At 70.8% G+C, this 13,169-nt stretch carries 8 protein-coding genes; 2 read left to right on the top strand and 6 right to left on the bottom strand.

Annotation, left to right across the window (positions count from 1 at the left end; genetic code table 11):
- Positions 1-12: 12 nt before the first annotated feature.
- Together KIP79_RS46270 and KIP79_RS00185 are read left to right on the top strand one after the other, a co-directional pair.
- A complete protein-coding gene (locus KIP79_RS46270) occupies positions 13-651 on the top strand; it encodes a sigma factor-like helix-turn-helix DNA-binding protein (RefSeq protein ID WP_308169518.1) in 639 nt (212 codons plus the stop codon).
- A gap of 271 nt (positions 652-922) precedes the next feature.
- The gene (locus KIP79_RS00185; protein ID WP_214102589.1) at positions 923-2,452 is read left to right on the top strand and encodes a carboxylesterase/lipase family protein; all 1,530 of its coding nucleotides are present in this window, start codon (positions 923-925) and stop codon (positions 2,450-2,452) included.
- Between the two features lie 170 nt (positions 2,453-2,622).
- Here the strand turns inward: KIP79_RS00185 and KIP79_RS00180 are convergent, their stop codons facing one another.
- From KIP79_RS00180 to KIP79_RS00155, 6 genes are read right to left on the bottom strand one after another with little or no spacing between them, the layout of a single operon-like run.
- Positions 2,623-3,513 (bottom strand): Pvc16 family protein, encoded by an 891-nt coding sequence (locus tag KIP79_RS00180; protein ID WP_214102588.1) that lies wholly within the window; start codon positions 3,511-3,513, stop codon positions 2,623-2,625.
- Positions 3,514-3,539: 26 nt separating this feature from the next.
- Positions 3,540-5,522 carry a hypothetical protein gene (locus KIP79_RS00175; protein WP_214102587.1) on the bottom strand — a complete coding sequence of 661 codons (1,983 nt, stop codon included), beginning with the start codon at positions 5,520-5,522 and terminating at the stop codon, positions 3,540-3,542.
- Positions 5,515-7,563 (bottom strand): ATP-binding protein, encoded by a 2,049-nt coding sequence (locus tag KIP79_RS00170; protein ID WP_214102586.1) that lies wholly within the window; start codon positions 7,561-7,563, stop codon positions 5,515-5,517. The genes KIP79_RS00175 and KIP79_RS00170 overlap by 8 nt, the downstream gene beginning before the upstream one ends.
- Complete coding sequence (locus KIP79_RS00165; RefSeq protein ID WP_214102585.1) at positions 7,560-9,530, bottom strand: hypothetical protein; 1,971 nt, start codon at positions 9,528-9,530, stop codon at positions 7,560-7,562. Before KIP79_RS00165 ends, KIP79_RS00170 begins: the two co-directional genes overlap by 4 nt.
- A 3-nt stretch (positions 9,531-9,533) precedes the next feature.
- Complete coding sequence (locus tag KIP79_RS00160; RefSeq protein ID WP_214102584.1) at positions 9,534-11,396, bottom strand: hypothetical protein; 1,863 nt, start codon at positions 11,394-11,396, stop codon at positions 9,534-9,536.
- 3 nt (positions 11,397-11,399) lie between these two features.
- The gene (locus KIP79_RS00155) at positions 11,400-13,160 is read right to left on the bottom strand and encodes a hypothetical protein (RefSeq protein ID WP_214102583.1); all 1,761 of its coding nucleotides are present in this window, start codon (positions 13,158-13,160) and stop codon (positions 11,400-11,402) included.
- Positions 13,161-13,169: the final 9 nt, after the last annotated feature.

Raw genomic sequence — 13,169 nt, 5'->3', positions numbered from 1 at the left:
GTCGGTCCATGGCTGCCCGAACCGGTCGACACCGGCGCGGACCCGTACCTCGGCGCCGAGCGGGGTGAGGCTCTGGAGTTCGGGGTCCTGCTTCTCCTGGAGCGGCTCTCGCCGACCGAGCGCGCGGCATACGTGTTGCGGAACGCTTTCGACTACCCCTACCGGCAGATCGCCGACATCATCCAGGTCAGCGAGGCGGCGGTACGCCAGCTGGTCAGCAGGGCCCGCAAGCGCGTGCTCGCCGAACGTCGCACGCGTGTGACCAGAGCCGAACAACGCAGGCTGCTGACGGCCTTCGTCGCCGCTGCCCGCTCCGGTGACCTGACCGCTCTGGAAGAACTCTTCGCCGCGGACGTGACCAGCTACTCGGACGGCGGCGGCGCCGTGCGCGCCTCTCGCTTCCCCGTGGCGGGCGCGTCGCGGGTGGCCAGGTACGTGAAGGCGTTCGCGCACCACTTCTGGGCCGGAGTCGACGTACGGTACGCGAACACGAACGGGCAAACCTCCGCTCTGCTGAGCCGCGACGGAAAGGTGTTCACGGTCCTCACGGTCGACGCCTCGGCACAGGGCATCGACCATGTGCTGTGGATGATGAACCCGGCCAAGATCACCGCCGTGTCGGCAGCTTCCCCTCACAGTGCGGAGACCTGAACCTGGGAGAAGGTTGGGTCGTGGCAAGCGAGAGACGCCGGGGCGGCGCCGTGGAACGAGGGGGTGCCGCAGGCGGACAGCGGGCAGCCGACCGGCCATTACTTCGAACACCACGTCGAGGTCGTCACCCGGGACGCGCTTTCCCCGCTGATGGAACTGGCCCGGGCGCACAGCGCTCACGTGTCGAGGAATGCGCGCTCATAAATGGTTTGCCCGTAGATGGCGCGCATTGCGATCCTCGGCTCAGCAGGAACGGGGAGAGGACCGCAAAATGGCTGTCAGCGCATCCAGCAAGTCGTCTGAGTCAGAGCCGGAAGTCCGCACGGCGGCCGGCGTCCTCCGCGGCGGCCGGGAGGCGGGGCTGGCGGTCTTTCGCGGCATCCCGTTCGCCGAGCCGCCGGTCGGCGCCCTCCGTTTCGCCGCGCCGCAGCCGGTGCGCGGCTGGGACGGTGTGCGCCCTGCGCTCGCGTTCGGCCCGCCGCCCCCGCAGGCCGGCGTGCTCGGGGCGTCCCAGGACGACGCCGGCGACGACTGGTTGACGCTCAACGTCTGGACACCGGAACCGGATCCGGCGGCAGCGCTCCCGGTGATGGTGTGGATCCCCGGCGGCGCTTACGCCATCGGCAACTCCAGCCTCCCGGAATACGACGCCGGGCGCCTGGCCGGAAGCGGAACCGTGGTCGTGACCCTCAACTACCGTCTGGGTATCGAGGGTTTCGCGCAGATCGACGGAGCCCCGGCCAACCGGGGACTGCTCGACCAGGTCGCGGCCTTGCAGTGGGTGCGGGACAACATCCGGGTGTTCGGCGGTGACCCGGACCAGGTCACGATCTTCGGCCAGTCGGCGGGTGGCGGATCGGTCGCCGCGCTGCTCGCCATGCCGCGCGCCGCCGGGCTCTTCCGCCGGGCGGTCGCGCAGAGCGTGCCGGGGACGTTCTTCTCCCTCGAACTGGCCACCGACATCGCCGCCGCCTTCGCCGCCGAGCTGGGGGTACGGCCCACGGTGTCCGGCCTGTCGGCGGTGGCCCCGGCTCTGCTGCCCGCCGCCGGCGACGCGATCCACGCCAAAACGGTCCAGTGGCGGGAGCGCTGGGGGCAGATCACCCACCGGCCGATCCCGTTCGCACCGGTTGTCGACGGTGACGTCCTGCCGACGACCCCTTGGCAGGCGCTGGCTGACGGCGCCGCCCGGGACGTCGCACTTCTCGTCGGGCACACTCGTGACGAGCACCGGTTGTTCAGCCTGATCGACGGCGTACTCGGCCAGGTCACACACGAGCAGACCGAGACCGCTCTGCACATGCTCGCCCCCGGCCCGGACGGCGCACGCCGATACCGAGAGGCGTTCCCTGCCACGGCCGATGAGGAGCTGTACGAACTGGTCAACGCGGACTGGCTGTTCCGCATGCCAAGCCTCCACCTCGCCGACGCGCAGCTCGCCGGCGGCGGCCAGGCCCACCTCTACGAACTGACCTGGCCCGCCCCGGGATTGGGCGGCGCCCTCGGCGCCTGCCACGGCCTGGACGTACCGCTCGTCTTCGGCAACCTGACCAGCGGACAGCCCGCCATGCTGATCGGCGACCCGCCCTCCCCGGAGGCGGAGGAGTTGTCCGCACGGATCCGCACGGCGTGGACGGCGTTCGCCGCGCACGGCGACCCGGGCTGGCCTCCGTACGACACCGACCATCGCCTCGCGCAGCTCTTCGACACACCGTCGACGGTCACCGCCTACCCGGAAGAGACCTCACGACTGCTGTGGCAGGACTACACCTTCCCAGCGCTCCCGCTACTCGCGCGGTAACGGGTGCCGCTTGGGACGAACGGCACCAGCAAGTCGAGCAGGGCAGACGACACCTACCCATCCGCCACCCGCGACCTGCCGCGATGGGGTCTGCGCGCCGAGTTCTAGGTGGAGGGAATCGGCGACGTCCACGGCTCCGGGGCGTTCCGCGATGGTTCGCTGTCTGGGGGTCAGTCGAAGGTGACGTCGTAGTCGTCGGTGGCTCCGGGGATGTCGATCTCGCGTACCCGTTCGCCCAGGCCGGTGGCCCGGACCCGGCATCTGTAGCGGCCGGCGGGGAGGCGGTCCACGGTGTAGCGGCCCTGGGACGTGGTCTCCGCGGTGTGTACTGGAGAGCCGTCCGGGGTCTCGATGCGTACCCAGGCGCCGGGTATCGGGGCGCCGGACGCGTCCCGCACGGTGCCGCCGATCCAGGTCACGATTCTGATGTCGGCTGCTTCTGGCCGGCCGAGGCCGGTCATCTGGGTGGTGACCAGCGGGCCGAGTTCGTCGGGGTCGAAGGTGACCGGCACCGTGACGGTGAGGTGGATCGCGGGGCGCCACGGCTGGCGGCCCCCCATCGTGCCCCAGAACTCGGCGTACTTGGGGAAGCCGTCGTCCGGGAGCACGCTGGTCGGTAGTTCGGCCTCCGCGAGGAGCGGAGGGAAGGCGGGAGGCAGCGAACCGCGGCCATAGATCTCGGCCGGCTTCAGTGGCTCGGCGGCGAGCAGGACGGCGGCGACGCGGTAGAGGAGTGCGTGTTCGTCGACGGTCGGCTCGATCGCCTGGTTCGGCGTCGCCGGGCTCCAAGCGGTGACCAGGTAGTGCAGGTCGACCCGGCGCGGCGCGAGCTCGCTCAGCGCCAGTCCCGCGACCTCGGTACGGAAGCGTTCGTTGGTACGCAGCCGTCTGTTCTCCCGCAGCTCCACCAGGTAGACGTTGAGCGCCAGCCGGGAGAGGTTGGTGACGAACGTCCGCCAGTCCTCATCCGGCGGCTGGAACCGCACCTGGGTCTCGTCGGTCAGGTGGTCCACTCGTGAGATCAGCAGATGCCGCAGCATGCGGTCGATGTGCTCGATCATGGCGCTTCCGCGGCCGGCCGGTTCATCTACTGCCACACCTTTCCGGTTGTGTCGCGAATTGTTACTCGGCTTGCGCGAGCCAGCTCCATTATCCGATCCGGGATCGGATAGATCTGCGGCGGGACTTCGAGTATGTAGCGGCCCGTCACGGTTTTTCCGGCCAGCTTGCCCTCTACGACTCGTGCTCCAGTCGGATACTTGAGGGCGAATTCCTGAAAGTGATTCAGCATGGTGAACTCGTCCACGAAGGCGATCTGACCGTTCGCGCTGGCCAGGCTCTTGACGGATATGATTTCGCCTGCCGTGTCGTCGTAGTAGTCGAGCCGGTTGCGGCGCCCCCGCTTGTCATAGATGGGAACCTGGCTATGGCGCTGTGGTGAAGCCAGGCGATTCTCGAACTTCCTCCCCTCGGCCGCCTCCTGCAGAAGCTCATCGACCGGTTTCTTCTTGCTCATTCCCGGCTGTGCCAGCACTTCGGCGTCCTCGATCAGCAGGTCTTCTGTATGCGTCTCGGGTTCCGGCTTCCTGACTTTCTTGGGCGCCTTTTTGGGGGAAGGCGCGGGCTTGGGGGTGGCCGCTGCGGGCTTGGGCGGAGTCGTGATCGGTGTCTTGGGTGCGGATTCGGGTGGGGTCATCGCGGCGGCCTTGGGCGGGGGCGTGGCGGTGAGTGCGGGCCTCTTCTTGAGCGGGACGGCAGGCTCGGGTTCGAACGCGCCCAATGCCGCCGATTCGGGCTCCTCGGTGGCGACGCGCACCTTCGGTTTCTCGGTGGCGACGCGTTTGCGTACTGAAGGCTCTGTCTTGGCGGTGCGGGTTGGCTTGGCAGCGGGCGGTTTGGGGGCGGCGGCCTTGGCGGCGCCCTTTTCCACGGCGGTGACGGCGGCCTTGGCGGCGCCCCGCTCGGCGAAGCCGAGGAGTTCCCGGAGAAAGCCCCGCAGGCGTTCGAGCAACCGGAAGAACGGCTCCATGACCGGTTCAAGCCACTTCATGGGCTTGCTCACCAGGGCCCCGATCAGCGCCTCGATGGCCTTGATTCCCTCGGCCAGCTTCTCGACGGTGTTCCCGGCACGGGCGAGCAGGCCGCCCAGCTGGCCCAGTTTCGCGCCGATCGCGGCCACCGCCTCCCCGGCACCCATGCTGAAGACGAACAGCAGCGTGTTGCTCACCACGAACCCGACGTCGTAGCCGACGTTGTAGCCGAGCCTGGACCACTGCGTGCTGGTCAGCTTCTTGCGGGTTTCGGTGGCCCAGTGCTCAAGTTGGGCTGCCGGTCCGGCCGGGGCCGCGCCGGGCCGCATGGCCTGCTCGTCCTCCTTGCCGGAGAAATGCAGGACCACGGCATGGGCGGCACGGCTGCCCGCCGTGCCCGCGGCCTTCTCCGCGGCGGCGGTCACCTCGTCAATGTGTTTGAGCAGCTCGGCCGCAGTGAGCTTCGTCCGCGCGGTGGTCAGGAAGTTGAGGAAGTCGGTTTTCAGGGCGCCGGCCTCGGCGATCAGCTTTTCGGGGTGTTCCCAGGCCGCACGCCCCAGTTGGGCCGCCATCATCTGCATCTGCTCGGCGAGTACGACGATGCCGAACAGGTCGGTGACCGGGCTGACGAAGCCCAGGATCAGCCCGGCCTCATAGCCCAGGGCGAACTCCGTCATGTTCTTGGGCGCGGCGAGTTCCTTGAGGCCCGCCCGCACCCCCTCCGCCGACACTTCCTTGGCCAGGGTGAAGACGAACCCCCGGATGGCCGCCGCGGCGATGCGCTGCTGCGGGCCGGAGCCGGTGAGCTGGCGGATGAACAGGTTGACGGCGGCACTCGCCAGGAAGCCGAGCACGCCGGACGGCTCCGGTTGCTGCGCGGCGGCGACCTGATTGGCCGCCTGGTTGCCGGCGGCCCGCCCGACGTCGAGCAGATCGCCGCCGGGGCCGGACGGCGCCTTGGCGGCTTCGGCCACCGGGCCGCCCGGGGTGGCGGTGTCGGTCTTGGCGGGTTTCGCGGTCTTCACCGCCGGGTCAGCCATCGCCCACCCCGAGCAGGTCGTCGTCGGTGAGAGCCTTGCCCATCTTCTGGTACTCGCGGCGCACCGCGTGCAGCACGTGGGCCATCGTCACCGGCCCCGGCCCGGCCAGGAACGCGGCGGCCAGGGCGATGTTCTTGATGTGGCCGCCACTGAGCGCGAAGCGTTCGGCCAGCGCGTCGGCGTCGACGCCGGGAGCGAGCGGGACGTCCTCCGGCCAGATGCCGCGCCAGATCAGGGCGCGGTTCCCCTGGTCCGGGAACGGGAACCGGACCGTGAACGCCAGCCGGCGGGTGAACGCTTCGTCCAGGTTGTGCCGCATGTTCGTGGCGAGCAGGGTCACGCCCTGGTAGGCCTCCATCCGCTGGAGCAGGTACGCCACCTCGATGTTGGCGTAGCGGTCGTGGGCGTCCCGTACCTCGCTGCGCTTGCCGAGCAGGGCGTCGGCCTCGTCGAACAGGAGGATGGCGTTGGCCCGCTCGGCGGCGCCGAAGATCCGGTCGAGGTTCTTCTCGGTCTCGCCGATGTACTTGCTGACGACGGCGGCCAGGTTGATCCGGTACAGGTCCAGGTGGAGCTCGCCCGCGATGACCTCGGCGGCCATGGTCTTGCCGGTCCCCGGCGGGCCGGCCAGCAGCGCACCGATGCCGGTGCCCCTGGCGATCTTGCGCCCGAACCCCCAGTCGCGCAGGACGCGGCCCTGCCCCGCCACCCGCGCGCAGATCTCCCGCAGCGCGGCGACCTCGTCCCCGGGCAGCACCAGGTCGGCCCAGGCCGCCCGGGGCTCGATCCGGTCGGCCAGCTCCGCGAGCTCGTGCCCGGCCGCGCCGCGTGCCGCGACCGACAGCTCGGCCAGCGTGTCGCCGCCTGCCACCGTGGCCGCCTCCATGATCGCGCGAGGGGTGAGCGGGAAGCGCTCGGCCAGCAGGTCGAGGTCGCCGGCCGCCACCGCCCGTCCGGCCAGGGCGGACGCCCAGCATGAGCGCCGCTCGGCCGCCTCCGGTGGCGCGAACTCCACGGTCCGTACGGCCAGCGGAGCAGGGGTGGGCGGCCACGGCGTGGTCCCGGCCAGCACGACCGGCCCTGGCGCCTCGGCCAGGGCGCGGGCCATGAGGTCGCGCCGATGCCCGTCGAGCGTGTCGGCCCGGTCCAGGTAGGGCACCGCCCCGTACAGTTCGGCCTCGCGCAGGTAACACGCCACGGCTTCGTCGAACGCCGCCGGGTCGGCCGGGGCCAGCGCCAGGTCGCCGTGGAGGAGCGGCCTGCCCAGCCCGGCGGCGGCCGCCTGGGTGACCTGGCCGCGCCCGGAGCCGGGCGGGCCGCGCAGGTAGAGCCGCTGGCCCGCGAAGAGCAGGTCCCGTAGTTCGGCCACCCGGTCCGCGCCCCAGCCCGGGTTCCCGGCGGCGTGGACCAGCCGGCACCAGGCGGCCAGGCGGTGGTCCAGGCCGGAGGCGTCGAGGAGCACATCGACGATCTGCTCGTCCGGCACGACGTACCGGGCCAGCAGCGACGGCTCCACCTGGTGGGGGTCGGCGACCAGCCGCACCAGCCGGTGCCGCAGCAGCGGCGCGTCGGCGGCGAAGTCGGATCGCCGCCGCAGCTTCTCGGCGACGCCCCGGCACAACAGGTTGAGCGTCAGCTCCACGGTCGGCCGACGCCGGGTCACGTCGTCCTGGAGGTAGCCGTACAGCCGCTCGTACCGTAGGTCGACCTCCGGGGCGAGCGCCACGAGCAGCACGTTCAGCTCGAATTCCGATAGTTCGTACCGCTCCGCCAGCCAGCCCAGCCCGGGGACGTCGGCGACGGTCCCCGGCCCGATCGGCGACGCGGCGGGGGCACGCCGCAGCACCCGGGTCACCTCGTCGGCGCCGATGTGCATGCCGCGGAAGGCGTCCCGCCCGGCCTCGGGTCCGTACGACGCCTGCGCCGCCGCGACCGCCTCGGCCAGCCGGACGTCCAGCCGCTCCAGGCAGCCCAGAATCCGCTCGGCGGACCCTTCTGGCGCGAGGTCATCCGCGGTCGGACGGACGCGTTCCCTCGTCATGGCTGGCGGTACATGCCGTAGTCGACTGCCCGGTCGGAGGTCTCACCGTGTGGCTCCGGGTGCCGGTAGCGGCCGTGCTCCTCGCCCTCCTTGTCGCTCTCCACCACCAGGGGGTTGGCCAGCGCGTACGGATCGTGCCTGACCCCGGTCACCTGCCAGCAGACCTTGGTCCCGGGATCGCCTCCGGCGATCGCGAACCTGTTGCCCGACAGCTCCCGGGCGATGTGCAGGTTCGGGGCGGGGCGCCCGATGGGGGTCAACTGGTAGCGGAACCGCTCGTTCAGCGCCTCGAACCAGGCCGGCAGCACGATCTCGGCCACGCCGTTCCCGTCCAGGACGACCTCGCCGTCGTAGACGTTCTTCATCTCGTCGCTCTCGACGGCGCTGTGGCTGAGATACCGGCCCGCCGGGTCGAGCGGATGGTCGATCTTGAACTGGAGATTGGTCTTGAACAACGTGCCCTTGAGGTCGACGTCCCCGTTCAGCCAGGCCGCCCACTTCCGGCCGCCGATGATCAGGGGGATTCCGCTGACCTCGCTGAACACGTGGATGCCGACGCCCTTGTCCGACGACACCCGCATCGCGATGTCGCTCTGCGTCGGTCCGCCCAGGACGTCCAGCCGCGCGGCGGGCTCCTTGTGGCCGACGGCGAGGTTGCCGTTCTTGATGCTGAACGCCATGTGCCAGGCGCCGTTGAACTTGTCCCAGAACGCCGGTACGCCGCGGGCGGCGGGGGTGCCCGCGTCGTGGTCGATGCTGATCGCGAACGCCGGCCGGCCGCTGGCGTTGACCGCGCCGAACGCCGTCTGGCCGTCGCTCTTGGCATGGGCGAGGAACGGAATGTTGCTGGCGTTGAGGAAGCCTTGGGGGTCCTCGCTCTCGAAGCCGCCCTGGTCGACGGCGTGCACCTGGGCCAGCGGCTGGGACCGTCCGACACCCACCGGTCCCCGGATGAAGGCGCCGCCGTTCACGTCCAGGGTGGTCTCCGGCGGCGTCGCCTTGCCGATGCCGAGAAAGCCCCGGACCAGGGCGAAGCCCCGCACGTCCAGGGTGTTCTGGGGGACCGACGGGTCGGCCGGCTGCAGTACGGTGCGGCCGATCACGTGCAGCGTCCCCTCTGCTGCCGACGGCGGCGGTACGGAGTTGTCCCGCAGTACGGTCGTGCCGTCCACGTCGAGGGTGGCCCTCGGCGCGGTGGTGTTCACGCCCAGCCGGCCGGTGGCCGTGTTCACGGTGAGGAACGGCGAGCTCGTCGCGTTGCGAACGGAGAGCTGGGGCGTCTCCAGGCTCACCGCGCCGCCGCCGAAGGCGCGCAATCGGGCGGCTCGTCCGTGGCGGACGCTGACCGGGGTTCCCGGGTCGGCGTCCATGTTGTCGAAGCCACTGAGCAGTTCGATCCGGTCGACCGAGATCCCGGTGGCTCGCCGGTTGTCCACGGCCGTGTTCGTCACCGCGCCGCCGTCGAGGTCCACCCAGGCCAGGATGATCTCCTCGCCGTCGTCGGGGACGGCGGAGGTCGCGCGCAGCCGGAGCAGGGGGGTGGTCTCGGTGTTGAACACGCCCGACCCGACCCCGGTGAAGTCGAACGTCTCCGCCCAGCCGATCGTGACGTAATGCTCCCCGGACCGGCCGGCCGTGGCCAGCGCCACCCCGGCTCCGGTCACCGGGACCAGCATCTCCTGCTCCAGCTTGGCGTGGCCGCCGACGACCAGCGGGATCAACCGGCCCCGCGCGTCCAGCGCCACCCCCGGCAGCACCAGCAGCCCGGTCGCGCCGATCGTGGCGGTGACCTCCAGCCCGGAGGCCACCCCCCAGCCGTGCAGTTGCGAGCCGTGCATGCGGTGCAGCGGCTCGAAGTACCCCTCCTGGTCCTGCCGGCTCTCGTGCAGCCCGGTGTCACCCTGCCGCGGCTCGGGCGGGTTGACCGTGGGGTCCACGTAGCTCGTGCGGACAAGTCTCTCGGCCATGCGTCACTCCTGTGCGGTCCTGAAGGCGAGTTCCCGGCCCACCGCGAGCATGCCGAGGGCGAGGTCGGCGGCCTTGCCGTGCGGTTCCGGATGCAGATACCTGCCCTGCTCCTCCCCTTCCTTGGAGGTCTCCACGAACAGCGGGTTGGCCAGCGCGTACGGATCGTGCCTGACCCCGGTGACCTGCCAGCAGACCTCGCTGCCCGGCTCTCCCCCGGCGATGGCGAAGCTGTTGCCCGACAGCTTGCGGGCCACGTGCAGGTTCGGGGCGGGGCCGCCGACGGGGGTCAACTGGTAGCGGATCCGCTCGTTCAGCGCCTCGAACCAGTCCGGCAGGACGATCTCGGCCGCGCCGTTCTCGTCCAGGACCACTTCGCCGTCGTAGACGTTCTTCATCTCGTCGCTCTCGACGGCGCTGTGGCTCAGGTACCGCCGTTCCGGATCGAGTGGATGGTCGATCTTGAACTGGAGATCGCTCTTGGTCAGCCTTCCCTGGACCTCGACGTTGCCCCAGAACAGAGCGGCCCTGATCGCACCGCTCGCCACCAGGCCGGTGCCCTCCGCGCTGTGCGCGTAGACGCCGCTGTTGCGGATGGACGTGGCGAACACCGCCGCGGTGTTCGGCTCTTCGCTGTACACCTCCAGCTTCGTGCCGGGGTGGTAGGTTCCGATGCCGACATTGCCGTTCTTGAGGCTGATCGCCGGGTGCCAGTTGCCGTCGTACTTGTCGTAGAACGTGGGAACGCCGCGCCCGGCAGCGGTGCCGGCGTTGGCGTCGATGTTGATCGCGAACGCCTGCCGCCCGCTGCCGTTGAGTATCCCGATCGCCGTGGAGTCGGACTGCGCGAGCAGCGGCACGTTGCCGGTCTTCGACGTGCCATCGGGGTTCTCGAAGCCGAAGCCGCCCGCGTCGATGGCGTGCACCCGGCCGAGTGCCTCGGTGTGCACGACAAAGGCACCGCCGGAGACCTTCGGGCGGAAGACGTGGGGGTCGAGATCGATGTCGGGCAGTGGCACCGTACCGAGTGTCTGCCCGACGCGGAGCCGGTCACGGACCACGGCACCGCCGTTGACGTCGAGCGGCACCTTCGGGTTGGAGGTCCCGATGCCCACCCGGCCGGAGGCGGGGTCCACCCACAGCGTCGAATCACCGCCGCCCAGAGGCTGGACCGCCAACGGCTGCGCCTCCAGCACCAGCCCGCCGTCACGCAGCGCACGCAACTCCGCGGACGGCTCATGGGCGACGGTGACAGCGTCGCCGGACCTGACCGCTTTCGGACGCCGGAACTCCACCCGGTCCACCGAGATCGCGGTGACCCGGCGGAGACCCTGGTCCAGCGCCGTCACCCGGCCGGCCGCGTCGAGGGCGACTCTGGCCAGGACGATCTCCGCCCCCTCGTGCGCGAATCCGGCGGTGGGCACCAGGCGCAGAATCGGAGTGGTCTCGGTGTTGAACACACCCGCGCCCACACCGGTGTGGTCGAACGTCTCCCCCCAGCCGATCGTGACGTACGCCTCCGTGCCCACCCCTGCCGTGGCCAGCGCCGCCCCGCCCTCGGACACCGGCGCCAGCGTGCCGTCGCCCAGCTTGGCGTGGCCGCCCGGGGTCAGCGGAAGCAGCCGCCCCTGCGCGTCCAGCGCCACCCCCGGCAGCACCCGCAACCCGGCGGCGCCGATCGTGGCCGATACGCCCAGCCCCGACGTCACCCCCCAGCCGTGCAACTCCGAGCCGTGCATGCGGTGCAGCGGCCCGAAGTACCCCTCCTGGTCCTGCCGGCTCTCGTGCAGCCCGGTGTCACCCTGCCGCGGCTCGGGCGGATTGACCGTGGGGTCCAGGTAGCTCGTGCGGACAAGTCTCTCGGCCATGCGTCACTCCTGTGCGGTCCCGAAGGCGGGCCGCGGGCCGGCCGCCATGATGCCGAGGGAGGAATCGGCGCCGTACGCTTCCGGATGCCGGTACCTGCCGTGCTCCTCGCCTGCCTTGTCGCTCTCCACGACCAGCGGATTGGCCAGCGCGTGCGGGTCCTGCCGGAGACCCGTCACCAGCCAGCAGATCTCGCTGCCCGGCTCTCCCCCGGCGACGGTGAAGCTGTTGCCGGACAACTTCCGGGCCACGTGCAGGTTCGGGGCGGGGCCGCCGATCGGGGTCAACTGGTAGCGGAACCGCCCGTTCAGGGCCTCGAACCAGTCCGGCAGTGTGATCTCGGCCGTACCGTTCTCGTCGAGGACGGCCTCGCCGTCGTAGACGTTCTTCATCTCGTCGCTCTCGACGGCGCTGTGGCTCAGGTAGCGGCCCGCCGGATCAAGCGGATGGTCGATCGTGGACACGCCGTAACCGCCGACCAGCCGCCCGGTGATGTGGACGTCCCCGTTGAAGCGGGCGGCCGGATAGCCGGAGGCGTACAGGGCGGGACCGTGGTCGCTGATCGCCATGACGCCGAAGGAGTCGTACGACTGGCCGATCACCGCGGTGCTGTCCGACTCCCACTGGCGCACTTCCAGCTTGGCGACCGGATTGTCGGTGCCGATGCCGACATTGCCGCGGACCATGAGCATCAGGTCGACATCGCCCTGGCGGAAGGCGATCGCGTCCTCGGGATCGTTGTCATTGCCGATCACCAGTTTGGTGTTCTCCCCGCTGACCGGGAAGTAGCGGATGTACGCCCGGTCGGCGGCGCCGCCGCCGGGGTCGCGCGGGAACAGGATGCCGGCCGACTCGCTGTTGCCGGCCGATGGCATGATCGCCCCGTTGCGGACCACCGTGGTGCCGTTGACGTCGAGCGTCGCCTCCGGGGTGGTGGTTGCGATGCCGACCCCCTCGCGGAACACGGAGACGCCGCGGACGTCGAGGTCGGCCGCCGGTTCGGCGGTTCCCACGCCCATCCGCCGGGAGGCGGCGTCCAGCCACAGCATCGGCGTGACACCGCCCTGGTGGTGCACGACCAGTTTCTGGGCGTCCAGCACCAGTCCGCCGTCACGCGCCGCCCGCAGCGCGGCCGCCGTCTCGTGGCCGAGCACCGATTCGGCGCCCGACCTGGTCACGGCCGGTCGCAGGAGGTCGATCCGTTCCAGGGAGATGCCGGTGGCCTGCCGGCCCTCCCGCAGGGCGATCACCTTGCCCTGGTCGAACGTGACCTGGGCGATGATGATCTGCTCTCCGTCGTAGGCGTAGGAGGCGAGGTCACGCAGCCGGAACACGGGCGTGGTCTCGGTGTTGAACACGCCAGAGCCCACCCCGGTGTAGTCGAACGCCTCCCCCCAGCCGATCGTGACGTACCGCTCACCGGTCACCCCCGTCGTGGGCAGGCGGACTCCGGTCTCGGTCACCGGCACCAGCTCCTCGTCCGGCAGTTTCGCGTGACCGCCCGCGGCCAGGGAGATCAACCGCCCCTTCCCGTCCAGCGCCGCCCCCGGCAGCACCCGCAGCCCCGGCTGTCCCAACGTGGCGGCCACCTGGAGCCCGGAGGCCACCCCCCAGCCGTGCAGGGTGGCACCGTGCAGCCGGTGCAGCGGCTCGAAGTACCCCTCCTGGTCCTGCCGGCTCTCGTGCAGCCCGGTGTCGCCCTGCCGCGGCTCGGGCGGGTTGACCGTCGGGTCCAGGTAGCTCGTACGGATCAGCCGTTCGGGCATGCGGCGCTC

Origin of the sequence: Acrocarpospora catenulata (assembly GCF_018476525.1) — a bacterium.
Lineage (GTDB): Bacteria > Actinomycetota > Actinomycetes > Streptosporangiales > Streptosporangiaceae > Acrocarpospora > Acrocarpospora catenulata.
The sequence above is the reverse complement of the archived record's forward strand: the minus strand, read 5'-3'. Positions and strand labels throughout refer to the sequence as shown.